Origin of the sequence: Umezawaea tangerina (assembly GCF_003002815.1) — a bacterium.
GTDB classification, from domain to species: Bacteria; Actinomycetota; Actinomycetes; order Mycobacteriales; family Pseudonocardiaceae; genus Umezawaea; species Umezawaea tangerina.
The window spans coordinates 155,977-182,220 of the sequence record NZ_PVTF01000016.1 but is presented as its reverse complement, the minus strand read 5'-3'; the positions used below and the strand labels follow the sequence as shown (position 1 = coordinate 182,220).

The window sequence follows — 26,244 nt, the reverse complement described above, 5'->3', positions numbered from 1 at the left end:
GGGGCAGGGCGTCCACGAGGGCGGCGCGCCGTACCGCGATACTGCCGGGCATGCTCACCACGGAGGCCGGTCTGGTCATCTCGCCGACGGACCTGGTCGACCTGCTGGAATGCGAGCACCGCAGCACCCTGAACCACGCGGCGGCCGCCAGGGTCGCCGGTGTGCCCACAGCGGACACCACGGGCGCGGCGCTGGTCGGCAAGCACGGCGTCGCCCACGAGCAGGCGGCGTTGGCGCGCCTGAAGGAGCGCTTCGGCGACGGTCTGGTCGAGATCGGACTCCCCGCGCCGCAGCACGAGGCGCTGGCCGCCGCGGCCGAGCAGACCCGCGCGGCGCTGGAGTCCGGCGCCCCCGCGGTCTACCAGGCCGTGTTCTACGACGACGGGTTCTACGGCCGCGCGGACTTCGTGATCACCTCCCCGGAGGGCTACGAGCCGCACGACACCAAGCTGGCCCGGCACGCGACCCCCGCGGCGGTGCTGCAGCTGACCGCGTACGCCGACGCGCTGCGCCGGGCGGGCCACCCGACCGGCCCGTCGATGCACCTGCTGCTGGGCGACGACAACACGCACACGTTCGCCGTGGCCGACTTCCTGCCGCTGGTCGACCACCTGCGCACCCGGCTGCGCACCCGGCTCGCGGTGCCCGCCGCGCTGCCCGCGCGGCTGTGGGCCGACGAGCGGCCCGCGTGCGCGACCTGCAAGTTCGCCCGCAGCTGCGCCACCGGCCGGGAGGCCGCCCGCGACCTGTCGCTGGTGGCGGGGATCCGCACCGACCAGCGGCGCAAGCTGGCGGCGGCCGGGCTGGACACCATCGACGCGCTGGCCGACGCGACCGCCTCCGACCGCCCGTCCGACATGTCCGCCGGCACGTTCGGCGCGCTACGGTCGCAGGCGGCGTTGCAGGTCATCCAGGACAACTCGCGGACCGAGGACGACCCGACGGGCAAGGTCGCCTACGAGGTGCTGTCCCCGGACGTCCTGTCCACCCTGCCCTCCCCCAGCCCCGGTGACGTGTTCTTCGACATGGAGGGCGACCCGTTCGCCCTGGCCGGTGAGGGTTTGGAGTACCTGTTCGGGGCGGTAACCATCGGCGGAGCCGACAATCAGACAACAGCCGGTGAGACCGACGGCCCGACGGCAGCGGGTGGGTCCGCGGAGTCCTTCACCCCCTTCTGGGCGCACAGCAGGGCGCAGGAGAAGGCGGCGTTCGAGGGGTTCGTGGACTTCGCGCTGGAGCGGATCCTCGCGCACCCCGGCAGCCACGTGTACCACTACGCGCCCTACGAGGTCAGCGCGCTGAAGCGGTTGGCGGCGCTGCACGGGACGCGCGAGGAGGCGGTCGACACGCTGCTGCGCACGAGTGCGCTCGTCGACCTGTACGCGGTGGTGCGCAAGGCTTTGCGGATCTCGCAGCGGTCGTACTCCATCAAGTACCTCGAACCGCTGTACATGCCGGAGGCCCGGTCCGGCGACGTGAAGAACGCGGTGTCCAGCATCGAGGCCTACGAGGAGTACCTGACCCTGCTGGAGCTCGGCGACACCGAGCAGGCGGCGGTCGTGCTCGCGGGCATCGAGGAGTACAACACCTACGACTGCGTGTCCACGCACCGGTTGTACCGGTTCCTGCTGGACGTCCGCGCCGAGGCTGGCATCGAGCCGCACGTGCCGGACGAGTCCGTTGTGGACACACTGGTCAACGACACGGCCGAGGAGCTGGCCGCCGAGCGCCGGGCCGAACGGGCCGCCAAGCTGGCGGCGGTCGTGGACCCGTTGATGGAGGGGCTGCCGGACAACCCCGCCGACGCGACCGAGGACGAGAAGGCGCGCGCGTTGCTGGCCGCCGCCGTCGGCTACCACCGGCGGGAGACCAACCCGGCGTGGTGGGACTTCTTCCGGCAGGTCGGCGCGCCGCTGCCCGACCTGGAGGTGGACAACACCTGCGCGGTGCCGGTGTCGGTGCGCACGGACGACTGGGTGATGCCCAGCGGCCGCGTGCGCAACGCCAAGCGCGAGGTGCACGCGGTGTGCGACCCGGACCGCCCGCACCCCTTCGGGCAGGGCGAGCAGGTACGGCTGCTGTACCCCGGCAACCCGCACAGCTGGACCCGCAAGGCCGAGGTCGTGTCGGAGTCCGCGAACGGCGTGGTGCTGCTGGAGAGCGTCAAGCCCGACGAGCTGGACTCGTTGCGCCCCATCGCGATCCTGCCCGGCGACCCGGTGAAGCCCGCGCCGAAGGACGACGCGGTCTACGAGCTGGCGCAGTCCGTCGTGGACGTCCTGCCCGTGCTGCCCGCGCATCCGGGCATCGACCTGCTCCGCCGGATCCCGCCGCGGCTGGTGTCCGGGGCGCTGCCGCAGGGCGAGGACCTGGTCGCGGCCGTGATCCGCGCCGTGGACCTGCTGGACGGCTCCACGCTGGCCGTCCAGGGACCGCCCGGCGCGGGCAAGACGTACCTGGCCGGGCGGCTGATCGCGCACCTGGTCCAGCGCGGCAGGACCGTCGCCGTCACCTCGACCAGCCACAAGGCCGTGGAGAACGTGCTGTCGGCCGCCAAGGCCGCCGGGCGCGAGCTGGGCGTGCCGATCCCCTGCGCGAAGAAGGCGAAGGGCAAGCCCGCCAAGGACTGCGAGTGGGACCAGCCACGCGACAACCCCGCCATGGTGCGCTGGCGCGCCGAGCAGGGCGGCGGCCACCTCGTCGGCGGCACCGCGTGGACGTTCTCGAACGCGGCCGTGCGCGAGCAGCCGTTCGACGTGCTGATCATCGACGAGGCCGGCCAGTTCGCACTGGCCGACGCCCTCGCCGTCTCCACGTCCACCCGGAACCTGGTGCTGCTCGGGGATCCCCAGCAGCTGCCGCAGGTCGTGCAGGGCACCCACCCGGCCGGTGCCGACGCCTCGGCACTGGGCCACCTGCTCGGCGACGCCGACGTGATCCCACCCTCGCTGGGCTACTTCATGGACCAGTCGCGCCGGATGCACCCGAACGTCTGCGACCCGGTGTCACGGCTCTCCTACGCGGGGCGGCTGCACGCGCACCCGACAGCCGCGGGCCGATCCGTCGAGGGCGTGGACTCCGGGCTGTACCTGGACCTCGTCGACCACTCGCACAACATCACCAGCTCGCCGGAGGAAGCGGACGAGGTGGTGTCGGTGGTGCGGTCGCTGATGGGGCGGGCCTGGACCGACCAGGGGACCTCGCGGGCGTTGACCGAGGAGGACGTGCTGGTGGTCGCGCCGTACAACCTCCAGGTGCGGGTGGTGCGGCGCGCGTTGGAGAAGGCCGGGTACGACGGTGTGCGGGTCGGGACCGTGGACAAGTTCCAGGGCCAGGAAGCGCCGGTCGTCGTGGCGACGATGACGTCGTCCGCCGCGGTGGACCTGCCGCGGGGGCTGGACTTCCTGTTGTCGCGCAACCGGTTGAACGTGGCGCTGTCACGGGCGCAGGCCGTCGCGGTGCTGGTGTGCTCGCCGCGGTTGGTGGAGGCGGACATCCGCGGGGTGGAGCAGATGCGGCTGGTGTCGGGGATGATCGGGTTGATGAAGGGGGCGCGGGAGTGGCCGTCCCTAGCTCGGTTTGTTGAGGGCGGCCGTCCCTAGCTCGGTTTTGTTGAGGGCGGCCGTCCTTCGCTCGGTTTGTCGGTGGTGTGGCCGATTTGACTTGGGGCCCCTTTTTTGGGCTTCGTCGGGCGAAAAAGGGCAGGTGGTAGAGCCTGCCCGCCGACCAATTTTAAGCCCAAAAACCCCAAGTCAAATCGGCCACGCAATGCGTGGGTCGGCTCGCTGGTGCGTGGCCCACCAGGTTGTGGCGGGTTGTTGGTTTGGTTTGTTGTCAGGTCTTCGGCAGCCCCGGCGGGTTGATCTCCGACGTGGGCACGGCCTCGCTGGCCAACCCCCACCTGTCCAGGACTTCCGCGTACTTGCCGTTCTTGATCAGCAGGTTGAGCGCGTCCGCGACCGGTTTCACCAGGCCGCTGTCCTTCTTCGTGGTGGCGGCGATCTTGCCGACGATCTCGCCACCACCCGAGAAGCTGCCGATGACCTCGGTCTTGCCCGACGTGGCCACGTGGTGGGCCGATGTGGGGTTCGGGCCCAGGTAGGCCTCGATGCGGCCGGACTCCAGGGCCAGGTAGTAGTCGGAGGAGTTCTGGTAGTACTTGATGTTGGTGGGCTTCAGGCCCTTGGCCTCGTTCTGCTTGGACCAGTCGACGAGGATCTTCTCCTGGTTGGTGCCCGAGCCGACGGCGATCACCTTGCCCGCCACGTCGGCGGGGCCGTTGACCTTCCAGCCTGCGCCCTTCTTCGCCTCGAACGCCAGCGTGTCCAGGCGGTAGGTGGCGAAGTCGTACTTCTCCTTGCGGGCCTCGGTGACGGTGATGTTGGAGATGCCCAGCTGGTAGGCGCCGGAGTCCAGGCCCACGAAGAGGTTCTCCCAGGAGGAGACCTCGAGCTGGGGTTCGAGGCCGAGGACCTGGGCGACCAGGACGGCGATGTCGGTCTCGACGCCGATGGGGGTCTTGTCGTCGGTGGCGTAGAAGCGCAGCGGTGGTGCGGTGCCCGCCGAGCCGCCGATGGTGATCCTGCCGGTGGCCCGGACGGCTTCCGGGACGGCGGCGGCGATGGCGTCGTCCTTGGTGGCGCTGACGCGCTTCTGGTCGGCGCTGAGGTTGATGACCTTGCCCTGCGCCACGACCTGGTCGTCGGTCGCGGCGCCGGTGGTGCCGCCGCAGGCCGAGAGCAGGAGCAGGAGGGCTGCCGCGGCGGGGACGGTTCTGGCTCGGGGCACGGGACTCTCCATCTTCACAGCACTTTGGACAGGAAGGCGCGGGTGCGCGGGTGGGTGGGGCGGTCGAGCAGGTCGCCCGGTGGGCCCTGTTCGACGATGACGCCGCCGTCCATGAAGACGACGCGGTCGGCGACCTCGCGGGCGAAGCCGATCTCGTGGGTGACGACGATCATGGTGGTGCCGGTGCGGGCGAGGTCCTTGATGACGTCGAGGACCTCGCCGACGAGCTCCGGGTCCAACGCCGAGGTCGGCTCGTCGAAGAGCAGGAGCTTGGGGTGCAGGGCCAGGGCGCGGGCGATGGCGACGCGTTGCTGCTGGCCGCCGGAGAGCTGCCTGGGGTAGGCGTCCTCCTTGTCCGACAGGCCGACCCTGGCGAGCAGGCGGACGGCGGCGGTGCGGACCTCGGCCTTGGTCCTGCGCTGGGCGGAGAGCGGGGCCTCCGCGACGTTCTCCAGCGCGGTGAGGTGCGGGAAGAGGTTGAAGTTCTGGAACACGAACCCGATGTGGGTGCGCTGCTTGAGGATCTCGCGTTCCTTCAGCTCGTGCAGGCGGTTGCCCGCGCGGCGGTAGCCGAGCAGGTCGCCGTCGATGCTGACGTACCCCTGGTCCACCTTCTCGAGGTGGTTGATGGTGCGCAGCAGCGTGGACTTCCCGGAGCCGGACGGGCCCAGCACCACGACGACCTCGCCCGTGTCGACGCGCAGGTCGACTCCCTTGAGCACCTCCAGGGTGCCGAAGCGCTTGTGGACGCCGCGCAGGTCGACCATCGCGGCGCTCACCGGGCGACCTTGGCGCGCAGGACCGCGTACTGGGCGCGCACGCGTTGCAGCGGTGTCGGTGGCAGGTTCCTCAGCGCTCCCTTGGCGTAGTGGCGTTCGACGTAGTACTGCGCGACGGACAGCAGCGTGGTCATCGCGATGTACCAGACGGTGGCGACCATGAGCAGGGCCACGACCCGCGCGTTGCGGCCGTAGATGACCTGCGCCTGGTAGAACAGCTCCCCGATCGCCATGACGGACACGACGGACGTGCCCTTGAAGAGGCTGATGACCTCGTTGGCGGCGTTCGGGAGGATCGAGCGCATCGCCTGCGGCAGCACGATCCTGCGGAACTGGCGCAGGCGCGGGATGCCGAGCGCTGCGGCGGCCTCGAGCTGGCCGTGGTCGACGGAGATGACGCCCGACCGCACGATCTCGGCGGCGTAGGCGGCCTGGTGCAGCGCCAACCCGAGGACGGCGGCGCTCATCGGGCCGATGAGGTCCTTGGTGTCGAAGGAGACGAACGACGGTCCGAACGGGACGCCGAAGTCGAAGCGCTGGTACAGGTAGGCGATGTTGAACCAGAACAGCAGCTGCACGATCAGCGGGATCGAGCGGAACGCCCACACGTAGGTCCAGCTGACCACCTGGAGGAACGGGCTCTTCGACAGCCGCATCAGGGCCAGCACCACGCCGAGCGCGAAGCCGAGGACGGTGCCGTACGCGGTGAGCTGGACGGTGACGCCCACCGCCCGCAGGATCGAGTCGGCGGTGAAGTACTGCCGGAACGTCGGCCAGTCCCAGCCGGTGTTGGTCACCAGGCCGTGGACGAACTGGGCCAGCAGCACCAGCACGACGGCGACGCCGACCCACCGCCACGGGTGGCGGGACGGCACGACCCCCAACGCGGCTGGGTCGGCCTCGGTGTCGGGGACGGCCGCCAGCGGCCGCGCGGAAACGCTCATGGGGAGTCCTTGTGCCGGGGTGCGGCGAAGAGACCCGGCGGCCGAGGCGGGCCGGGTTCAGGGGAGGCGGGAGGTGGGGCTCAGCGGCCGGGACAGATGGCGCTGCTGACGCGCCCGAGGTCCACGTGGCGGCGGGAGCACAGGACTGCCATGGGGCGGCTCTCCGTTCGCGCTGGTTCGGGTGGTGGCGAAGCGAACCGTAGCCACGCCGCGATCGCGCGGACAAGACTCCAGGGGCACTCCGCGTGGATCGCCCAACTGGTGAAATGGCCCGGCTCGGCGGTTGACACCGTTTTCTCTCACTCGAATGGCCCAGCACCGCCGGTGAACAGCAGGTCGGTGCGGTCCGTATTGCCTAGTGGACCCCGACGACCGCACTGGAGTGACCCATGGAGCTCGTCCGCCTCGCCCGCACGGCGCTCGGCCTCGCCGTGGTGACGACCACGGCGGCGGTCGCGTGCCTGGCGACGGCCGCGCCCGCGTCGGCCGAGACGGCCGACGTGACGGCGGCGTGCGGGGCGGACGGCGCGGTCCTGTCGGTCATCCTGCGCGGCTACGGCAAGGTGAAGAACACGGTGAAGGTCCAGGACGGCACGATCGTCCTGGAGAGCCGCGAGTTCAGCCAGGAGTACCTGGGGTCGTTCCCGCGGTCCGCGGAGGTGCCGCACACGTTCCTGGTGACCTTCCGGGCGCCGGACAACACCAGGCTGTCGTTCGTGCGGGAGGTCAAGACGGCCGCCTGCGCCACGCCACCACCCGCCGCGGCGCCCTCGGCACCCCCAGCGCCCTCCGTTCCCGCCACGACGACGTCGTCGGCGGCCCCCACCACGACCACCACGACGACCACCACGCCCACTGGGAGTAGCTCCGCCGTCTCGTCTGGCACCGAGTCGGACGTCTCGGCACCGCCGACGACGAACACCGGGATCATCCCGCTGGGCAGCAAGAGCGACCTGTCGGGCGCCGGTGCGGGGGTCGCCATCCCGCTGCTGCTCGGCCTTTGCCTGGTCAGCGCGGTTGTCGTGATCCTCTTCAACGGCAGGCGGAGGCGCCGCACCGACTAGACCCACTTGATCGGTCAGGACACTCCTGGCCTGCCGTGATGCACTTCGGACAGTGACCAACCTTCACCTGATCGGCCTATCAATTGGCGTGAACAGGCATAGGGGTGGCTCCGTACAGAGAAGTGGCGGTCCGCGATGCCCGCCGTACGGACCACGACAGGAGTGTCACCATGCGGCATGCACGGTCGGACGACGCGGCCATCCGGGTGGCCCGGCGCGCGCTCGGCGCCTTCGCGCTGATCGGCACGACCGCCGTCGTCTGGTTCGGGTTCGTCGACCCGGCGGACGCGCACACGCCCACGGTGAAGACGAGCTGCGTGGACGGCCGGGCCGTGCTGGTCGTGGAGGTCCGCGACTACGACTCGCGGGTGACGAACACGATCGCCGTCGCCGACGGCTCGGACACCCTGGAGAACCGGACGTTCGGGGCGTCCTACCGCAACGCGTGGAGCAGATCGGGCACCGCGGCGCACCAGTACCGCGTGGTCGTGCGGGCGGGTGACGACCGGACCGGCGACAAGGGGTTCTCGTTCGAGCGGACGGTCCAGCAGGCGCCGTGCGCGCAGGCCGCTCAGGCCAGGCAGACGTCGTTCGGCTTCCCGTGGGCCGCCCCGTCGACCACCACGACCACCACCCGGACGACCACCACCACTCCCCCGCCGCCACCGCCGCCGGTCGTGACGTCCAGCTCGACGACGACGACCACGACCACGACGAGCGCACCGCCGGTGGTCGTCGAGCCGCCCGCCGGGAGCGGAGCGGCGGAGACCACGACCACCACCGCCCGCACCAGCACGTCGTTCGCCCTGGTGCCGCCGCTGGTCAGCCTGGTCGGACCGCCGGAGCTGGGGACCGAGCGGACGTCCACCGGGTCGGAGGCGCCGCCGAGCAGTTCCTCGTCGACCTCCACGACGACGCCGGCGGGCACGACCTCCGACACGTCGACCACCAGCAGCACGCCGTCGTTCCCCACGTCGACGCCGACGACCCGCAGCGACGTCTCGGTCCTCGCGGACGACCGGAACCTGCCGACCACCGGAGCCTCGGTGGCGATGCCCCTGCTGTTCGGGCTCTGCCTGTTCACCGCGGGCGGTGTCGTGGTGTTCAGCATGCGAGGGCAGCGCAAGCGCGGCAAGCACGCCGCCTGACCGCTTCCCCTGTCCCCCAACGCGAACGGGAGCCCGCCGACCGGAGTGGTCGACGGGCTCCCGCGGTGCGGTCGGAGGGGATGGCACTCCCCTCCCGCCGAGGTCAGGGCAGGACCTGGATCTTCCTGCCCTCACCCGCCTTGAACTGCTCGATGGCCGCCGCGTAGTCGCCGAGCGGGAGCCGGTCGCTGATGAAGACGTTCGGGTCCAGCACACCGGTGGCGAAGAGGTCCGCCGCCCGTTCGAACGAGTGCAGCACCGCCATCGAGCCGGTGATCGTGATCTCCTGGTTGTAGATCTTGTACGGCTCGATCGTCGCCCGCGCCGCGTAGTCCGACACGCCGAACTGCAGGAACGTGCCGCCCTTCGCGACCCGGCCGAGGCCGTCCTGGATCGCCCGCTCGTTGCCGGTGGCGTCGATCACGACGTCCCAGCCCTTGGGGCGGTCCAGCTCGTCCGCCGTCGTGGCCGTGGCCGAGACGCCCAGCTGCTTCGCCGTCGCGAGGCGGTCGGTGTTGATGTCGACCACCTCGATGCTCGCCGCACCGGTGAGCTTGCCCAGCTGCAGCATCATCAGGCCCATGGTGCCCGAGCCGTAGATGAGCACCCGGCTCGCCAGCTGCGAGCGGAGGATGTCGTACCCCCGCACCGCGCAGGAGAGCGGCTCGATCAGCGCCGCGTCCTCGGTCCGCACGTGGTCGGGCAGCTTCACGCAGTTCGCCACCGGTGCCACCGCGAACTCCGCGGCTCCACCGGAGACGGACACGCCGATCGCGTTCCACCGCTCGCACAGGTTGTTGCGGCCCAGCCTGCACATCCGGCACTCGTGGCAGTACAGCGACGGGTCGACGGCCACCCGGTCGCCGACCGCCACCTCGGTGACGTCCTTGCCGATCTCCACGACCACACCGGCGAACTCGTGACCGGGGATCACCGGGAGGGTCGGCGCGAACTCGCCCTGCAGGATGTGCAGGTCCGTTCCGCACAGCCCGCACGCCGCCACGTCGACGACCACCTCGCGCGGCCCCGCCTTGGGGTCGGGGACCTCGGTCACCTCGAGCTGACCGATGCCGGTGATCACGACGGCCTTCACTTGACAGCTCCTAGCGACAAGCCCTGGACCAGCTTGTCCTGGGCGGCGAACCCGGCGATGAGCACCGGGAGGGACACCACCGTGGCCGCGGCGCACACCTTGGCCAGGAACAGGCCCTGGCTGGTGACGAAGCCCGTGAGGAACACCGGGGCGGTGCCCGCGACGACGCCGGTGAGCACCCTGGCGAACAGCAGCTCGTTCCAGCTGAAGATGAAGCAGATCAACGCGGTCGCCGCGATGCCCGGCATGGCGATCGGTGCCACCACCCGGCGCAGCGTCGTGATGAGACCGGCTCCGTCGATCGACGCCGCCTCCAGGATCTCCGGTGGCACCTCGGCGAGGAACGAGCGCATCAGCCACACGGCGATGGGCAGGTTCATCGAGGTGTACAGGATCACCAGGAACGAGATGTTGTCGAGCATCCCGGTGAACTGCGCGACCAGGTAGATCGGCAGCAGGCCCGCGACGACCGGCAGCATCTTGGTGGAGAGGAAGAAGAACATGACGTCCGTCCACTTCTCCACCTTCTTGATGGAGAGGGCGTACGCCGCCGGGATCGCCAGCAGCAGCACGATGATCGTCGAGCCGATGCTGGCGCTGAACGAGTTGATCAACGGCGGCCACGGGGACTGGCCCGTGGACGCGCCGAAGAACTCCTCGTACCCCTGCAGGGTCAGCCCCGCGCCCAGCGACGGCGGGTTCGTGGCGGCGTCCGGCTCGCTGTGCAGCGAGGTCAGCACCATCCACGCCACCGGCGCGAAGAACAGGATCGCCGAGAACCAGGCGACCACGCCTACCAGCCTGCGCATCACTTCACCTCGTCCTTCAGCAGGGACGACACCACTCGCAACGCGAAGTTCGCGATGATGAGCGACCCGATGACCACCACGACACCCGCCGCGGACGCCTGTCCGTAGTCGTGCGCCTGGTAGAAGGTCTGGTAGATCGTGTACGGCAGGTTCGCCGTGCCCAGACCACCCGAGGTGATGGTGAAGACCGCGTCGAAGTTCTGCACGATGTAGATCGACCCGAGCAGACCGCCGAGCTCCAGGTACTGGCGCAGGTGCGGGAACGTCAGGTACCGGAAGATCTGCCACGGCGTCGCACCGTCGATGCGCGCGGCCTCGACCACGTCCATCGGCCTGCTCTGCAGACCCGCCAGCAGGATCAGCATCATGAACGGGGTCCACTGCCACACCAGCGCCGCCTCGACGGCGACCAGCGGCATGTCGCTGATCCACTCCGGCTGGGGTGGGCGGTCGGCCCCGAACAGGCTCCACAGCCAGGTGATCGCGCCGTTGAACAGGCCGTACTCGGGGTTGTAGAGGGCGTGCTTCCACAACAGCGCGGCGGCCACCGGAACGACCAGGAACGGTGCGATGAGCATCGTGCGGACGAGTCCGCGACCCCGGAACTTCTGGTCCAGCAACAGGGCCAGACCCAGACCGAGGACCAGGCAGACCACCACGACCACGACGGTGAGGATGACCGTCGTGACGATCGACGATCTGAGGTTCGCGTCGGTGAACACCGCCGCGTAGTTGTCGAACCCGGCGAAACCGCGGTTGTCGGGGTCGAGCGAGTTCCAGCGCAGCACCGAGATGATCAGCGTCGCCACGAAGGGCAGCTGGGTCACGATGATGGTGAAGATCAGCGCTGGGAGGAGGGGGGCCCGACGGGCCCAGCGCGCTGCCGCGCTGGGACCCTTCGGAGCGGGCGGGGTCGCCCGCCGCTGCTGCCGTGCTGGTGGTGGGGCCGTGTCGAGGCTCATCGAGGGCTCCCTGCTACTTGGCGCGGTACTTCTCGGCGACCTTCTCCGCGAGTGCCTGTCCCGCGGTCAGGGCGTCGTCGACGGACGTCGAACCGGCGATGGCGGAGCTGATCTGCTGCGACACCTGGGTTCCGAGGTCGGTGAACTCGGGGATGCCGACGAACTGGATGCCGCTCGCGGGCCTGGGCTGCACACCGGGGTCGTTCGGCTTGGCGCCCTTGATGGCCGCCTCTGCCTGCTTCGCGAACGAGCTGCCCGCCGCCAGGTAGTCCGGGTTCTGGTAGGTGGACGAGCGCTTGCCGTCCGGGACCTTGGACCAGCCGAGGGACGAGCCGACCAGCTTCTCGTAGTCCTTGCCGGACGCCCAGGACATGAACTTCCAGGCCGCGTCCTGCTTCTTGCTGGCCTTCTGGATGCCGAACGCCCAGCTGAACAGCCACTGCGAGGACTCGGTCTTCACGACGGGGGCCTGCGCGAAGGCGAGCTTGCCCTTGACCGGGGAGTCGTTGGCCTCCAGGAGACCCGCGGCGACGGTCGCGTCGTACCACATCGCGACCTTGCCCTGCGTCATGTTGTTCAGGCACTCGGCGAACCCGGCCTGCGGGGCACCGGCCTCACCGTGCGCGCGGACCAGGTCCACGTAGAACTTGGTGGCCTCCTTGAACTCCGGCGCGTTGACCTGCGCCTGCCAGTCCTTGGTGAACCAGGTGCCGCCGAAGGTGTTGACCACGGTGGTCAGCGGCGCCATGACCTGGCCCCAGCCCGGCTGGCCGCGCAGGCAGATGCCCTTCATGCCCGGCTCGGCACCGTCCACCTGGGCCGCGAGGTCGGCGACCTGCTGCCAGGTCGGCTTCTCCGGCATCGTGAGGTTCTTGGCGTCGAAGACGTCCTTGCGGTACATCAGGAAGGACGACTCGCCGTAGAACGGCTCGGCGTAGACCTTGCCGTCCGCCGCGGTGAGCGCCTGCCGGATCGGCTCCAGCACGTCGTTCTGGTCGAACGCGCTGTCCTTCGCGATGAAGTCGTCCAGCGGCGTGAGCCAGTTGTTCTTGGCGTAGATGGGCGTCTCGTAGTTGCTGATCGTCGCGACGTCGTACTGACCGGCCTGGCTGGAGAAGTCCTGGCTGATCTTGTCGCGGACGTCGTTCTCGGGCAGCACGGTGAAGTTCACCTTGATGCCGCTCTGCTTGGTGAAGTTGTCGGCCGTGAGCTTCTGGAGGTCCTGCATCTGCGGGTTGTTGACCATCAGCACGTTGATGGACGAACCGTCCGCTGTGGAACCACCCCCACCGGCGCCACTGCACGCCGTGACCCCGACTGCCACCAGCGCGGCTGCCGCCACTTGGGCGACGCGGCGAGAACTGAATGACGTCATCGTCTTTCCTTCCCATCTAACCGATTCTTGCCCTGGATGAGGGCGTCGAGCAGCCAGGTCACCACGTCGTGGAGATCGTGGTGCACCACTCGGGGGAACTGTGATCAGGTTCTGACAACTTTCGGACCCAGCGCGGCGTAGCGGTGTCCCTCGGCCGCGGGTAGCCCGGAATCCGTGATGATCGCTTCGAGATCCGAGATCGCGGCGAACCGGTTGAAGCTCGCCACGCCGAACTTGGTGTGGACACCGACGAAGATCTTCCGCCGCGATACCTGCACCGCTTGTGCCTTGACCGCACCGACAACGGGGTCCGGTGTGGTCAGACCGTGCTCGCGGGAGATGCCGTTCGACCCGATGTAGGCCAGGTCGATCACCATCTCGCTGAGCATCCGGATCGCCCAGTGGTCCACAGTGGCCAGTGTGCGGCCGCGAACGCGACCGCCCAGCAGGAGAACCGTGACCGAGGGCGTCCCGGACAACGCCGCCGCCGTGGGCAGCGACGCCGTGACGACTGTCAACGGATGCGTCGTGGGAAGGGACTCCGCCACCAGCTGCGGGGTGAAACCCTCGTCCACGAACACCGTCTCGGCGTCGGCGAGCCTGTCCGCCGCCGCCTTGGCTATGCGCCTCTTCTCCGGCACCATCGAAGCCGACCGGAACGCGAGTCCCGTCTCGAACCCCGCGCTCTCCACGGGGAAGGCGCCACCGTGCGTCCGGCGGACCAGACCGTGGTCGTCGAGGAGCCTCAGGTCCCTGCGGACCGTCTCCGGCGCCACGCCGAGCTCGGCGGCGATGTCGACGACGTCGACCCGTCCGTCGGCCCGAGCACGGGCGAGAATGCGGCGCTGACGCTCTTCTGCCTGCATGCACATCCTCCTGCCCGCTCGGACTGATGATGCCCGTTCGGGCTGCCCATAGGTTTAACACCGGTGAAACAGTGTGGCCAGCGACACAGCACGTGTGAAGATGCCCGATTCCGGCCCGTTTGGCCAGCCGAAACACCCCTATTTCGACCCCTATTACCAAATCTTTGCCCGTTCGGTACGGAAAGCATGCCCGAATCCCTGGGGGAGGGATGGTGCTGATGGGGGTACGGGGGTGGGGGTCGGATGCTGGATAGGGCCTGGGCAGGGCGGGTGAGGGGGGATGGGGTGGTGGGGGGAGGGTAACGAACCAATGACCGAACGGTCACGGTTGTGGGGTCAGCGTTAGGGGGGTTGTTTAAAGGGGTGGTTTTTGGGTTGTGGGGTGGGCATGGGCCGGGCCCCCGAGGAGGTCGAGGCTCGGGGGCCCGGGGCTTGGTGTTGGTGTGTGTGTGTGGGTTGCCGGGTGTGGTCGTCGTCGTGGGTCGCCCGGTGTGGGTGGGGCGGGGTGTGTCGCCCGGTGTCGGTGCCGCGGTCTCCGGGGGTGTCGCTACAGCGGACCCAGGTGCGGTCGGCTTGACTTGGGGCCCCTTTTTTGGGCTTCGTCGGGCGAAAAAGGGCAGGTGGTAGAGCCTGCCCGCCGCCGCAAGTCTAAGCCCAAAAACCCCAAGTCAAGCCGACCGCACGAGCGGACGAGCATGCTCGCTTCCAGCGTCGTGGGCCGCTTGTCGGCTGCTTCCAGCGTCGCTGGGCGGGGCGCTCGCTTCCAGCGTTGCTGGGCGGCTTGTGTGTTGGTTCCAGCGTCGTTGGTGGGTGTGGGTGGCTGGCTAGCTGTTGTAGACCTCGAACTCGCTGATCTGGGCTGCGGGCCAGCCGGTGTTGGCGGTGATGGTCAGGCGGACGTACCTGGCTTGGGTTGGGGTGAAGGTGGTGGTGGCGGTGTTGCCGGTGGTCGGGTCGAAGCGGTAGTCGGTGGAGGGGGCGAGGGTTTGGTAGGTGGAGCCGTTGGTGCTGGATTGGATGGTGAGGGTTTGGGCGCGGGTGGTCCAGGCGGTGGCGGGGGGAAGTTTGAGGGTGACTCGGCTGATCTGAAGGGGTGAGCCGAGGTCGACGGTGAGGGATTGGGGGAAGGAGCCGTTGGTGCTCTCCCAGTAGGAGCTCTGGTTGCCGTCGGTGGTGTTGGACGTGGGGAAGCCGCCGGTTTGGCTGGTGGCGGTGGTGGGTTTGCCGCGGGCCGCGTTGCCGGTGGGGTCGGGAGGTGGGGTGGTGGTGGTCGTTGTGGTCGTCGTAGTGGTGGGTGGGGTGGTCGGGTCGGTGTGGACGGGGTCGGGCCAGGAGCCGCAGTAGGTGTTGTCCCAGCCGGTGTTGCCGGTGCCGCGGGTGATGGCGAACGAGGTGCCGCCCATGCAGTTGTACGTGCCCGCGTTGCCCAGCCCGGTGGCGGTGACGTTGGTGAACGACGCGGCGCCCGGTGACTGGAGCTGGAGGGCGAAGGTGCCCGCGCCGATGATGCGCACGCCGCTGAAGAACACGTTGGTGATGGTGCCGTTGATGAACTGGATCGCCTCGTAGTTGGAGTCGACCAGGTCGGTGTCCGTCACGTCGATCCGCCCCGACATCGCCCCGTCGCGGGCGTCGAACCACAGGGCCCCGACGCCGAACTGCCAGTTGGAGTCGAGCACGCCGGCGCGCAGGGTGGTGTTGCGGGACAGGGTGGTGGTGCCCGCCAGCGGCACGGACTGGAAGCGGTTGCCGACGTGGATGCCGCCGCCCTGGTCCTGGGTGTCGGCGACGACGTTGTCGGTGGCGGTGTTGTCGTGGCCGCCGTAGATCGCGATGCCGTTGGCCTTCATGGGCACGACGACGGTGTTGTGCCGGATCGTGTTGTGGTGGTCGGCGTCGTGCTCGGACCACAACGCGATGCCGTCGTCGCTGATGTTGCGGAACAGGTTGTTCTCGATCAGCACGCCGCTGATGCCCTGGTGCAGGTTCATGCCGTCGGCGAGCTGGTCGACCACCTTGTTGCCGCTGACCGTGAGCCCGTCGAACGGCCCGTCGAGCCAGAGGCCGACCTTGGTGTGCTGCAGGAGCATGCCGGACACGACCGAGCCGCCGCCCAGCGCGCCGCCGATGGCGTTGACCTGGTCGCAGTCCTCGCGGGTGGTGACCTCGCCGATGATGGCGAAGTCGCGCAGCTCCACCTTGCCGCTGCGGCCGCTGTTGCCGCCGACACCGCAGCTGGAGGGCTCGCCGAGGCCGTAGAAGCCGACGCGGTTGCCGCGCACGACGCTGTGCCAGTGGCCCGCACCGCGCACAGTCACCTGGTCGACGGTGATGTGCCGGGTGACCGTGAAGGTCCCGGCCGGGATCCAGACCTCCTTGCCCGCGGCCTTCGCGGCGGCCACGGCGGCGACGAACGCGTCGCTGTCGTCACCGGAGTCGCCCGCCACGGCGCCGTGCTCGGTCACCGACACGGAGTTGGCGGGCCTGGTCGCGGGCTGGGCGACCAGTTCGAAGTCGGCGAGGTCGATCGTGTACGACGGCGCGTTGTCGCCGCTGTCGACCTGGAGCCGCACCTTGGCGCCCGCGGCCAGGGTGCGGCCGAACAGGGCCCTGGTCGAGTCGTACATGTGGTGCGGCTTGCCCTGGCCGGGGTCGTTCGCGTACGGGTAGCTGCCGTAGCGCCAGGAGTACTTGGAGGTGAGCGTGAGGCTGCTCGCCTTGGCACCCTCCAGGTACAGCGACAGCGGCGCGGTGATGCCCGCTCCCCCGTTGCCGTCCGGGACGCTGTAGCGGATGTCGATCGAGTTGGCGGGCTTGGTGAGGGTGAACTCGACGTACTTGCCCTGACCGGACAACGTGACCGCCTGGCGACCGGACGCCTCGCCCTCCAGGGTGCTCTGCCTGCGGCCGGGGCCGATCTTCGTGCCGTTGGTGGCGGCGGACTCGGCCTCCTGCTCGGTGAACGGGACGGTGGCGCCCCGGCCCGCGATGTCGAACGGGGAGGTGTACGCGGCCGCCGCGGCGACCTGGCCGGAGGCGGACTCGGGCGAGGCGACGACGACCAGCGCCGTCACCACCGCCGCGGACAGCGCGGCCGCGCTGAGCGCGAGCGGCCTGCGCAGGGGTGACTCGGTTCGCATGGGACGGGCCCTTCCTAGGAGGTGTAGGCCTCGAGCTCGGAGAGCTGCCCGGCGGGCCAGCCCGTGTTCCCGGTGAAGCTCAGCCGCAGGTAGCGCTGGTTCGCGGTGACGGCGACGGTCACCTGGTTGCCGGTGGCCGGGTCGAACCGGTAGCCGGCGGACGCGAGCACCTGGGTGAAGCTCCCGCCGTCACCGCTGGAGAGCACGCTGAACGTCTGGGTGCGCGCGCCCCACGCCGTGGCGGGCGGCAGCTTCAGCACCAGCCGCCGCACGGAGGTCGACGCGCCGAGGTCGACGGTGAGCGTCTGCGGGAACGAGTTGTTGGCGCTCTCCCAGTAGGAGGAGGCGTTGCCGTCGGTGGTGTTGGACGACGGGTACTCGCCGATCTGGCTGCTGGCACCGGCAGGCCTGCCGCGCGCGACGTTGCCGGTCTGCGGCGGTGTGGTGGTCGGCGGGGTCGTCGTGTCGCCCGCGTTGCGCGGGGGCCAGCTGCCGCAGTCGGTCCACTGGCTGTCCCAGCCGGAGTTGCCGCTGCCGCGGGTGATCGCGAACGTGCCCGCGCTCGACGGGTAGACGCAGTTGTAGAAGCCGCGGGTGCCCACGCGCGAGGCCACGACGTTGGAGAACCGGCCCGACCCCGGCGCCTCCACCTGGAGCACCACCGTGCCGACGCCCTCGACGGACGCGCCGTCGACGGTGACACCGGTGATCGGTTTGCCGGTGCCGCCGCCGGACACGAACTGGAGCGCGCTGTACGGGCTGTCGACGAACCGGTTGTCGGTCACGCTGACCGGCGAGGTGATCGGGAAGTCGTAGGAGTCGAACCGGATCGCGCTCATCGGGTGGCCCCAGTTGGGGTTGATCGCCCCGGTGCGGACCATGGTGTTCTGCGCGACCGTCGTGGTGCCCGCCAGCGGCGAGAACGAGCCGTCGTAGACGAACGCCTGGTTGGAGATGGCGATGCCGCCGCCCAGCGCGTTGGTGTCGCGGATCAGGTTGCCGCGCACCGAGATGTCGGTGCCGCCGTAGATCGCGATGCCGTTGGCCAGGTTGGGCTGGACGATCGTGTTGTCGGTGAACGAGTCCCGCACGTCCGCGCCCAGCGACCACATGGCCAGCGAGTCGTCGCCGGTGTTGCGCAGGAAGTTGTTGCGCACCACCGAGTCGGTCACCCGGCCGTTGAAGTTGAGGCCGTCGGCGGCGAGGTCGAGGAAGCGGTTGTTCTCGATCACCGCGCCGTTCGTGGTGCCGTTCATCGTCCAGATGCCGCACTTGAGGTGCTGCATCCACAGGCCGGAGATGACCGAGCCGCTGCCCAGCGGGCCGTGGTAGGCGTTGTCCGGGTTGTTGTCCACGCGCTGGGTGACCTCGCCCATGACGGCGAAGTCGTAGAGCTTGATGCTCCCCTGCACCTGGCCGTTGTTGAGGAACGGGTTGTTGCTGTGCAGCACCGAGTGCCACGCGCCCGCGCCGCGGATGGTGACCTGGTCGATCGCCAGGCCTCGGCCGATGTCGAACGTGCCCGGCGGCACCCACACCTCGCGGCCCTGCGACTTGGCCGCGTTGATGGCGTTGACGAACGCGTTCGCGTCGTCGCCGCCGTCGTTGGGCGTGGCGCCGTAAGCGGTGACGGACAACGAGTTAGCGGGCTGGCCCGCGGCACCGGCGACCTGCTCGAAGTCGGCGAGGTCGACGGTGGCGGTGGTGACGTTGCCCGCGTCGAGCTGGACGCGCACCCGGTCGCCCGCGACCGCGTCCCGGCCGAGCAGCGCCCGCGACTCGTCGTAGAAGTGGTGCTCCTTGGCGCCCGCGATCCACGGGGCGGTCAGCCAGCTGTACTTCGAGGTCACCGCGAGGTCGCGCACCTTGGTGCCGTTGACCTGGACGGAGACCGTGCCCTGGCTGCCGTCGGGGACGCTGTAGCGCAGGACGATCGAGTTGGCGGGCTTGGTGAGGGTGAACTCGACGTACTTGCCCTGACCGGACAGGGTGACCGCCTGGCGACCGGAGGCCTCCGACGGGAGCGTGCCCTGGGTGTAGTCGGGGCCGATCTTCGCGCCGTTCGTGGCCGCGGACTCGGCCTCGTACTCGGTGAACGGCACGGACGCGCCGTTGCCGCCCGCGGTGAGGGTCAGCGGTGGTGCCTCGCGGGGCGCGGCGGAGTAGACCAGCCCGCCGATCGCGGACGCGGCGACCAGCGCCAGCGCCAAGGGCAGGGCTGTGCTGCGGACAGGAGACATCGACGGCTCCAAGCAGGGGGACGAGCGCAGGGGGTCAAGACCCGGCCGGACGCCGGGCGGGTGGTGCCGGGCCCACCGGTGGTCGTGGCGACCACCGGTGGGCGCGCGCTGCGGCTTACCCGTGCACGGGTCTCAGGCGCGACGACATCGTTGTCCTCCTCGGGATCAGCTCAGCCGGAGCCAGGCGGCGGTGTCGGACGGCAGGTCGCCGTCGACGAGGGGAGCGCTGGTGAGCAGCACGCTGTCGTGCTCCGGCAGGGGGATCGGCGCCGACGACAGGTTGACCACGCACGCGAAGCCCGGTGAGCGGGTGAAGGCGAGCACGCCGGGACCGAGGTCCAGCCACGTGAGGTCGCCGTCGCCGAGCGCCTCCTCGCTGCGGCGCAGCCGGAGTGCGTTGCGGTAGAGGGAGAGCATCGACTCCGGGTCGGCGGCCTCGACCTCGGCGGTGAAGTCGCTCCACTCCTCGGGCTGCGGCAGCCACGCCGTGCCGTCGCCGAACCGGAACGGCGGTTCGGCGCCGCCCCACGGGATCGGGATGCGGCAGCCGTCGCGACCGCGGTCGGTGTGGCCGGACCGCACCCAGACCGGGTCCTCGCGCAGCTCGTCGGCGAGGTTCTCCACCTCCCAGAGGCCGAGTTCCTCGCCCTGGTAGACGTACACGCCGCCGGGCAGCGACGTGGTCAGCAGCGCCGCCGCGCGGGCCCGCCGGGTGCCCAGGTCGAAGTCGGTCGGCGCCAGGTGCTGGCGGTCGCCGAAGTCGAACGAGGTGTCCGCGCGGCCGTAGCGGGTGACGTGCCGGGTGACGTCGTGGTTGGACAGCACCCAGGTGGGCGGGGCGCCGACCGGGGCGTGCGCGGCGAGGGTGTCGTCGATGACCCCGCGCAGCGCGGAGGCCTCCCACGGGCAGCCGAGGAAGTCGAAGTTGAACGCCGAGTGCAGCTCGTCCGCGCGCAGGTAGCGGGCGAAGCGCTCGGGGTCGGGCAGCCACATCTCGCCGACGAAGATCCGCTCGCCGGGGTACTCGTCGGCGACGCGCCGCCAGTGCCGGTAGATCTCGTGGACGCCGTCCTGGTCGGAGAAGGGCAGCGGCTCCGGGGTCTCCCCGTTGAGGTCCGGCAGGCCGTCCTCCTTCACCAGGCCGTCGGCGACGTCGATGCGGAAGCCGTCGACGCCGCGGTCGAGCCAGAACCGCAGGATGTCCTCGAACTCGTCGTGCACCCTGCGGTTGGTCCAGTTGAAGTCCGGCTGCTCGGGGCTGTAGAGGTGCAGGTACCAGTCGCCCGCGGTGCCGTCCGGGTTCGTGGTGCGGGTCCACGCCGGGCCGCCGAACCGGGACTGCCAGTCGTTGGGCGGCTCGGAGCCGTCCTCACCCTTGCCCGGCTTGAACCAGAACAGCTCCCGCACCGGGCTGTCCGGACCTTCGGCGATGGCCTGGAGGAACCAGGGGTGCTGGTCGGAGCAGTGGTTGGGCACGATGTCGATGATGATCTTGATCCCGAGGGCGTGCGCCTCGTCGATCAGCTTCTCGGCCTCCACCAGGGAGCCGAACAGCGGCTCGATGGCCCGGTAGTCGGCCACGTCGTAGCCGCCGTCCGCCATCGGCGACGGGTACCACGGGTTGAGCCAGATCGCGTCGATGCCCAGTTCGGCGATGTAGGGCAGCTTGCGCAGCAGGCCCTGGAGGTCACCGACCCCGTCGCCGTTGCCGTCCGCGAAACTCCGGACGTACACCTGGTAGATCGCCGCCCCGCGCCACCAACGCGTGGTCGTGGTCGTCTTCGCTTCGGCCACTTCAATGCCCTTCTCGTGGAATGGGTCAGCCCTTGACGCTTCCCGCTGTGAGGCCGGCCAGGATGTGCCGTTGGAACGCAAGGAAAACGGCGATCATCGGCAGGGCGGCGAGCACCAGCCCGGCCAGCAGCAGGTTGATCGGGGTGTCGGGCGCGAAGCGCTGCAACGCCACGCTGAGCGTCTGCAGCGCCGGGTCGGAGAACACCAGCAGCGGCCAGATGAAGTCCTTCCAGGCGGCCACCACCGACAGGATCGAGACCACGGCCAGGATCGGGCGCGCCATCGGCAGCACGACCCGCCACAGCACGGTCACCGCTCCCGCCCCGTCCATCCGCGCCGCGTCGAGCAGCTCGGTCGGGATCTGGTCGAAGAACCTCTTGAGGAGGTAGATGTTGAACGCGTTGGCCGCCGCGGGCAGCCAGATCGCGGCTGGGTTGTTGACCAGGTTGACCCCGAGGACCGGCAGGTCCGTGATGGTCAGGTACATCGGGACCAGCAGGGTCGACGGCGGCAGCATCAGCGTGACCAGCATCAGCGCCAGCACCCCGTTGCCCAGCACCGGGCGCAGCTTGGACAGCGCGTACGCCGCGGGCACGTCGACCAGCAGCTGCACCGCCCACGCGCCCGCCACGACGACGACGGTGTTGAGGAAGTACTTCCCCAGGTCCATCAGATGCCAGGCCTCGGTGTAGTTGCCGGGGTGCCAGGTCCTCGGCAGGATCGTCGGCGGCACCTGCGCCAGCTCCACCGCGGGTTTCATCGCGCCCATCACCAGCCACAGGAACGGGAGCACGAACGCCGCCGTGAACACGACGAACGTCACCGTGAACGCGATCTTGTAGCCGATCCCCTCGCGGTTGCCGGAGAACAGCGTCCTGACGGCTCGGTCGCTCATGCCTCCGCCTTCCGGGTCACGCGCAGGTAGGCGAACGAGAAGACCGACAGGACCAGGAGCAGCAGCGTGCTGAGCGCGCTCGCCGTGCCGAAGTCGTTGTAGACGAAGGCGTAGCGGTAGAGCAGCAGCAGCACGGTGACGGTCGAGTCGTCCGGCCCGCCGCCGGTCATGATGTAGGGCTCGGTGAAGATCTGCATCGTCGCCACGACCTGGAGCAGCAGCAGCACCAGCAGCACGAACCGGGTCTGCGGGATCGTCACGTGCCGCATGCGCTGCACCACGTTCGCGCCGTCCAGCTCGGCCGCCTCGTACAGCTCGCCGGGGATGGTCTGCAGCGCCGCCAGGTAGATCAGCGTCGCCGAGCCCAGGTTCGACCACGTGGCCACCAGCACCAGCGACAGCAACGAGGTGCTGCTGTCGTCGAGCCAGTGCGGCCCGTCGATCCCGACCGCGCGCAGCAGCGAGTTGAACAGGCCGGGACCGGGGTCGTAGAACCACTTCCACAGCAGCGCCGCGACCACCGGCGGGAGCATCACCGGCAGGTACACGACCAGCCGGAAGTACCCCTTCGCGTGCCGGAGCTCGTTGAGCAGCACCGCGATCAGGAACGGGACGAAGAAGCCGAACACCAGCGCGAGCCCGGTGAACAGCAGGGTGTTGCGCCACGCGTCCCAGAACAGCGGGTCGGCGAACAGCAGCTCGAAGTTGTCCCAGCCGACCCACACCGGGTCGGTGATGAAGTTGACCTGCTGGAAGGCCAGCAGGACACCGCGGACGATGGGGTACCAGGAGAACAGCGCGAAGCAGAGCAGCGCGGCGCAGAGGAACCCGTACGCGGTCAGGTTCTCCACGATCCGGCGGCGGAGCCGTCCGGGGGCCCGCCCCGGACGCCGGGTGGCGTCCGGGGCGGGTGCTCCGGCAGGGCGGAGCAGCGTGGACGAGGACATCACTTCACCTGTGCCAGCACCGGGTTCACCTTGGCCTCGGCGTCGGACAGCAGCTGGTCGACGTCCGCGTCCTTGTTGGTGAGCACCGCCTGCATCACGTTGTCGAGGATCGCGTAGACCTGCTGCGCGTTCGGCGGCTCGATGGCGCCCTTGATGCTCTCGAAGGAGTCCACGTAGGCCTTGAAGTTCACCACCGGCACGGTCGCGCCGGCGTCCTTCAGCTGGTTCTGCTTGTCCCGCGTGGCGCCGGTCCAGATGTCGGCGACGGGCGGGACCGGCAGGCCGATGGGCTGGCCGTCCGCCTTGTAGCGCTGGAGGTTCTTCTCGATGCGGTCCGGGTTCAGGTACTTCCACTGCACCCACTTCAGACCGGCCTTGATCTTCTCGGGCGTGGCCTTCGGGTTGAGCATGTAGCCCTCGCCGCCGATCAGCGTGCCCTTGCCGTCCGGGATGCCCGCCAGGCCGTAGTCCTCGTACTTGCCCTTGAACTGGTTGACCAGCGTGGGCACGTTGTCCGGCGCGGCCAGGTACATGCCGAGCTGGCCCGCGCCCATCATCTGCTGCACGTCGGCGAGCTCGAGGAGCTGCTTCTCGCCCATGCTGTTGTCCTCCCACCTCATCTTCTTGAGGTGGTTCAGCACGGCCTTGCCCTTGTCGTTGTCGAAGTCCGCGACCCACTTGTCGCCGTCCTTGCGCGCGATCTGCCCGCCCTGCGAGTACATCCAGGTGGTGAAGTGCCAGCCGCCCTGGTTGCTCTTGCTGTACTCCGCGAAGCCGACCGTCCCGCCGCCGAGGTCGGTGATCTTCTTGGCCGCCACCGCGACCTCGTCCCACGTCTTCGGCGGGGAGTCCGGGTTCAGACCGGCCTTGGTGAACAGCGCCCGGCTGTAGAGCAGGCCCATCGAGTAGTTCGCCGTCGGCACGCCGTAGACCTTGCCGTCGGCCGAGAACACGTCCTTGAGGTTCTGCTGGATGTCCCCGTAGTGCGGCATGTCCTTGACGTACTCGGTGATGTCGGCCGCCTGGCGGCGCGCGATCAGGTTCGCCGGGTCGGTGAAGTACGCGTAGAACACGTCCTCCAGCTGCCCGCCCGCGAGCTTCGCGGAGAACGTCTTGGGGTCCATGAACCCCTCGTGCGGCTGGAGGTCGATGTCCGGGTTCGCCGCCTCGAACTCCGCGACGTCCTCGTCGAAGATCTTCCGGTCGAACGCCTGGGTCTGCGGCGGCTGGCCGTTGATCGACAACGCCACCTTCCCGCCGGTGGACGAGCTGTCGGACGTGCCGGACGAGCACGCGACGGTGGCCAGGCCGAGGCTGCTGACCAGCAACAGGCCTGCGGCTCTGCGGACCGTTGATGTCTTCATCGGTGGGGACCCTTCTCGACGAGGGTGCGCGGGATCTGACCGGAAGTCGGAGGTGACTCTCGGCGGCGGATCGGCGACGGCTTGTGTGGCGCACACCATAAGCGTGACGAGCCGGAGTCCGCAAGATGTCTACGATATTTCGCAAGATGCTGACATTTGCCACGGTGGTGCGGACGCGCCGAAGGGGCGAGCCGTGGTCGACTCGCCCCTTCGGGGTGTGGCGAACTGGGTGCGGGCCAGCGGTCCGGTCGACGAGGAGTCGCCCGCACAGGCGTCGTCCCGGCGCTCGCGTCCGACCTGACCGGAGCGGTCAGCCCGGTGTTCGCGGTCGGACGCCGCGGGGTGCTACCGGGGCGCGGGACCGGTCGAGGCGCGCACCACGAGCTCCGGCTCGAACAGCAGTTCCTCGTCGGGCACCTGCGCGCCGGAGATCTGGTTGGCCAGCAGCTCCACCGCCGCCCTGCCCATCGCCTCGATGGGCTGGCGGACCGTCGTGAGCGGGGGCTCGGTGCAGTTCATGAACGCCGAGTCGTCGTAGCCGACGACCGACACGTCCTGCGGGATCCGCTTGCCCTGGCGGCGGACCGCGCGCACGGCACCGAGCGCAAGCGGGTCGCTGGCGCAGACGATGCCGGTGACGCCGCGCTGCAGCAGGCGGGTGGCGGCGGCCTGGCCGCCCTCGAGGGAGAACATGGTGTGCTCGACGAAGTCGTGCAAGAGCTCCAGGTTCGCCCGTTCGGCGCAGACCCGCAGGGCCGCGAGCTTGCGCTGCGAGGGCACGTGGTCGGGCGGGCCGAGGACCGCGCCGATGCGTTCGTGGCCCAGTGACACGAGGTGGCCGAAGGCCTGTTCGACGGCGACCGCGTCGTCGCAGGAGACGCGCGGGAAACCGAGGTCCTCGACGGCGGCGTTGACCAGGACGGCGGGCAGCTTGCGGCGGGTCATCTGGCGGTAGTGCTCGTGCGGGGCGTCGGCCTGGGCGTACTGGCCGCCCGCGAACACGACACCGGAGACGTGCTGCTCGAGCAGCAGTTCCAGGTAGTCGGCCTCGGACACGCCGCCCGCCGTGCGGGTGCACAGCACGGGGGTGAAGCCGCGTTGGGCGAGCGCGTTGCCGACCACGTCGGCGAACGCCGGGAAGATCGGGTTCTGCAGCTCGGGGAGCACCAGCCCGACCAGCCGGGCGCGCTCGCCGCGCAGCTGGGTCGGACGCTCGTAGCCGAGCACGTCGAGGGCCGTGAGCACGGCCGAACGGGTGGCGTCGGAGACACCCGGCTTGCCGTTGAGCACGCGGCTCACGGTCGCCTCGCTCACGCCGACCTTCGCGGCCACTTCCGCCAACCGTCGCTGCACCATCCAGCAAGTATACGACAGCGATTAACGCAGTCTTGCGTACTCTTGCACACGCTTGCGCGGTTTGTCTGCCGCGTGGCTGAGCGCCAGGTCGCGCGCCGACGCAAGCAGCGCGCAAGGCGACACCACCTGGTCCACCAACCCGGTCCGCAACGCCTCCGCCGCGCCCACCCGGCGGCCGGTCAGCACCGCCCGGTCGACGTCGGCGGCCGTCACGCGCACGAGGCTCCCACCGGCTACGAGCACCCGCGCGTCGCACGCCAGCGCGACCGCGCACCCGCCGCCGAAGGCGTGGCCGCCGATGGCCGCGACCACCGGGACCGGCAGCAGCGCGACCGCCTCGCAGAGCCGGCGGAACAGCTCCGCGCGGGCCCGCAGCTCGGCCACCGTCGTCCGCGCGAGCCGGGTCAGTTCGACGCCGGGGAGGAACGCGCCGTCGCCGCCGTGCAGGACGACGGCGTCGGCGTCCGACGCGGCGTCGAGTGCCGACCGCAGCGCGGCGGCCTCGGGGTCGCCCATCCCCGTCGGAGGGCATCCGACGAGGACCAGCGCGACCCCGGCGAGGAACTCCAGGGTGACGGGCATGAGGCCGTCATCGTGACCGAACGCGGACCCGTGTGTCATGCGGGTGACCACCATCGAGTGACATGCGGCGTGTCATGTCAGGAGGTCAGGCAGGGTGG

19 protein-coding genes are annotated in these 26,244 nt (G+C 69.8%); 3 read left to right on the top strand and 16 right to left on the bottom strand.

Annotated elements, in window-relative coordinates:
* The first annotated feature begins 50 nt into the window (after positions 1-50).
* Positions 51-3,602, top strand: a complete 3,552-nt coding sequence (locus CLV43_RS39960) for a TM0106 family RecB-like putative nuclease (RefSeq protein ID WP_106194765.1) — start codon at positions 51-53, stop codon at positions 3,600-3,602.
* 232 nt (positions 3,603-3,834) lie between these two features.
* Here the strand turns inward: CLV43_RS39960 and CLV43_RS39955 are convergent, their stop codons facing one another.
* The 3 genes from CLV43_RS39955 to CLV43_RS39945 are packed head-to-tail and all read right to left on the bottom strand — an operon-like array spanning position 3,835 to position 6,511.
* Positions 3,835-4,788, bottom strand: coding sequence for an ABC transporter substrate-binding protein (locus CLV43_RS39955; protein WP_245887347.1), 954 nt, complete (start codon positions 4,786-4,788; stop codon positions 3,835-3,837).
* A 14-nt stretch (positions 4,789-4,802) separates the two neighbouring features.
* On the bottom strand, positions 4,803-5,555 hold the full coding sequence (locus CLV43_RS39950; RefSeq protein ID WP_170156227.1) for an amino acid ABC transporter ATP-binding protein: 753 nt from the start codon (positions 5,553-5,555) through the stop codon (positions 4,803-4,805).
* 8 nt (positions 5,556-5,563) lie between these two features.
* Positions 5,564-6,511: an amino acid ABC transporter permease gene (locus CLV43_RS39945; protein WP_106194756.1), complete on the bottom strand. Its 948-nt coding sequence runs from the start codon at positions 6,509-6,511 to the stop codon at positions 5,564-5,566.
* Positions 6,512-6,900: 389 nt separating this feature from the next.
* Between CLV43_RS39945 and CLV43_RS39935 the strand changes: the two genes are divergently transcribed.
* Both CLV43_RS39935 and CLV43_RS39930 read left to right on the top strand, forming a co-directional pair.
* A complete protein-coding gene (locus CLV43_RS39935) occupies positions 6,901-7,575 on the top strand; it encodes a hypothetical protein (RefSeq protein ID WP_106194749.1) in 675 nt (224 codons plus the stop codon).
* A gap of 170 nt (positions 7,576-7,745) precedes the next feature.
* Complete coding sequence (locus tag CLV43_RS39930) at positions 7,746-8,723, top strand: hypothetical protein (RefSeq protein ID WP_106194746.1); 978 nt, start codon at positions 7,746-7,748, stop codon at positions 8,721-8,723.
* Between the two features lie 103 nt (positions 8,724-8,826).
* Here CLV43_RS39930 and CLV43_RS39925 read toward each other — a convergent pair whose 3' ends face one another.
* From CLV43_RS39925 to CLV43_RS39865, 13 genes are all read right to left on the bottom strand, one after another.
* A complete protein-coding gene (locus tag CLV43_RS39925; RefSeq protein WP_106194744.1) occupies positions 8,827-9,816 on the bottom strand; it encodes a zinc-dependent alcohol dehydrogenase family protein in 990 nt (329 codons plus the stop codon).
* Complete coding sequence (locus CLV43_RS39920; RefSeq protein ID WP_106194880.1) at positions 9,813-10,625, bottom strand: carbohydrate ABC transporter permease; 813 nt, start codon at positions 10,623-10,625, stop codon at positions 9,813-9,815. Before CLV43_RS39920 ends, CLV43_RS39925 begins: the two co-directional genes overlap by 4 nt.
* Complete coding sequence (locus tag CLV43_RS39915; protein ID WP_106194742.1) at positions 10,625-11,587, bottom strand: carbohydrate ABC transporter permease; 963 nt, start codon at positions 11,585-11,587, stop codon at positions 10,625-10,627. Before CLV43_RS39915 ends, CLV43_RS39920 begins: the two co-directional genes overlap by 1 nt.
* A gap of 13 nt (positions 11,588-11,600) precedes the next feature.
* Positions 11,601-12,962: an ABC transporter substrate-binding protein gene (locus CLV43_RS39910; protein ID WP_106194739.1), complete on the bottom strand. Its 1,362-nt coding sequence runs from the start codon at positions 12,960-12,962 to the stop codon at positions 11,601-11,603.
* 104 nt (positions 12,963-13,066) lie between these two features.
* Entirely contained in the window at positions 13,067-13,828 is a 762-nt protein-coding gene (locus CLV43_RS39905; protein ID WP_106194736.1) for a DeoR/GlpR family DNA-binding transcription regulator, read from the bottom strand.
* A gap of 824 nt (positions 13,829-14,652) precedes the next feature.
* Complete coding sequence (locus tag CLV43_RS39900) at positions 14,653-16,968, bottom strand: discoidin domain-containing protein (RefSeq protein WP_106194733.1); 2,316 nt, start codon at positions 16,966-16,968, stop codon at positions 14,653-14,655.
* A 14-nt stretch (positions 16,969-16,982) separates the two neighbouring features.
* Entirely contained in the window at positions 16,983-19,208 is a 2,226-nt protein-coding gene (locus tag CLV43_RS39895; RefSeq protein ID WP_106194729.1) for a discoidin domain-containing protein, read from the bottom strand.
* A gap of 165 nt (positions 19,209-19,373) precedes the next feature.
* Positions 19,374-21,002, bottom strand: a complete 1,629-nt coding sequence (locus CLV43_RS39890) for a glycoside hydrolase family 13 protein (RefSeq protein WP_106194726.1) — start codon at positions 21,000-21,002, stop codon at positions 19,374-19,376.
* A gap of 25 nt (positions 21,003-21,027) precedes the next feature.
* The gene (locus CLV43_RS39885; RefSeq protein ID WP_106194723.1) at positions 21,028-21,897 is read right to left on the bottom strand and encodes a carbohydrate ABC transporter permease; all 870 of its coding nucleotides are present in this window, start codon (positions 21,895-21,897) and stop codon (positions 21,028-21,030) included.
* On the bottom strand, positions 21,894-22,844 hold the full coding sequence (locus CLV43_RS39880; RefSeq protein ID WP_106194720.1) for a carbohydrate ABC transporter permease: 951 nt from the start codon (positions 22,842-22,844) through the stop codon (positions 21,894-21,896). Before CLV43_RS39880 ends, CLV43_RS39885 begins: the two co-directional genes overlap by 4 nt.
* The gene (locus CLV43_RS39875) at positions 22,844-24,208 is read right to left on the bottom strand and encodes an ABC transporter substrate-binding protein (protein ID WP_106194717.1); all 1,365 of its coding nucleotides are present in this window, start codon (positions 24,206-24,208) and stop codon (positions 22,844-22,846) included. Before CLV43_RS39875 ends, CLV43_RS39880 begins: the two co-directional genes overlap by 1 nt.
* Before the next feature lie 345 nt (positions 24,209-24,553).
* The gene (locus CLV43_RS39870) at positions 24,554-25,561 is read right to left on the bottom strand and encodes a LacI family DNA-binding transcriptional regulator (protein WP_106194877.1); all 1,008 of its coding nucleotides are present in this window, start codon (positions 25,559-25,561) and stop codon (positions 24,554-24,556) included.
* 24 nt (positions 25,562-25,585) lie between these two features.
* Positions 25,586-26,146, bottom strand: coding sequence for an enoyl-CoA hydratase/isomerase family protein (locus CLV43_RS39865; protein ID WP_170156222.1), 561 nt, complete (start codon positions 26,144-26,146; stop codon positions 25,586-25,588).
* Positions 26,147-26,244 lie beyond the last annotated feature (98 nt).

Coding starts and splice junctions, on each gene's coding strand:
- CLV43_RS39930 (WP_106194746.1), top strand. CDS start 7,746: ATGCGGCATGCACGGTCGGACGACGCGGCCATCCGGGTGGCCCGGCGC.
- CLV43_RS39905 (WP_106194736.1), bottom strand. CDS start 13,828: ATGCAGGCAGAAGAGCGTCAGCGCCGCATTCTCGCCCGTGCTCGGGCC.
- CLV43_RS39875 (WP_106194717.1), bottom strand. CDS start 24,208: ATGAAGACATCAACGGTCCGCAGAGCCGCAGGCCTGTTGCTGGTCAGC.
- CLV43_RS39915 (WP_106194742.1), bottom strand. CDS start 11,587: ATGAGCCTCGACACGGCCCCACCACCAGCACGGCAGCAGCGGCGGGCG.
- CLV43_RS39865 (WP_170156222.1), bottom strand. CDS start 26,146: ATGCCCGTCACCCTGGAGTTCCTCGCCGGGGTCGCGCTGGTCCTCGTC.
- CLV43_RS39885 (WP_106194723.1), bottom strand. CDS start 21,897: ATGAGCGACCGAGCCGTCAGGACGCTGTTCTCCGGCAACCGCGAGGGG.
- CLV43_RS39960 (WP_106194765.1), top strand. CDS start 51: ATGCTCACCACGGAGGCCGGTCTGGTCATCTCGCCGACGGACCTGGTC.
- CLV43_RS39880 (WP_106194720.1), bottom strand. CDS start 22,844: ATGTCCTCGTCCACGCTGCTCCGCCCTGCCGGAGCACCCGCCCCGGAC.
- CLV43_RS39920 (WP_106194880.1), bottom strand. CDS start 10,625: ATGCGCAGGCTGGTAGGCGTGGTCGCCTGGTTCTCGGCGATCCTGTTC.
- CLV43_RS39910 (WP_106194739.1), bottom strand. CDS start 12,962: ATGACGTCATTCAGTTCTCGCCGCGTCGCCCAAGTGGCGGCAGCCGCG.
- CLV43_RS39900 (WP_106194733.1), bottom strand. CDS start 16,968: ATGCGAACCGAGTCACCCCTGCGCAGGCCGCTCGCGCTCAGCGCGGCC.
- CLV43_RS39950 (WP_170156227.1), bottom strand. CDS start 5,555: ATGGTCGACCTGCGCGGCGTCCACAAGCGCTTCGGCACCCTGGAGGTG.
- CLV43_RS39945 (WP_106194756.1), bottom strand. CDS start 6,511: ATGAGCGTTTCCGCGCGGCCGCTGGCGGCCGTCCCCGACACCGAGGCC.
- CLV43_RS39895 (WP_106194729.1), bottom strand. CDS start 19,208: ATGTCTCCTGTCCGCAGCACAGCCCTGCCCTTGGCGCTGGCGCTGGTC.
- CLV43_RS39935 (WP_106194749.1), top strand. CDS start 6,901: ATGGAGCTCGTCCGCCTCGCCCGCACGGCGCTCGGCCTCGCCGTGGTG.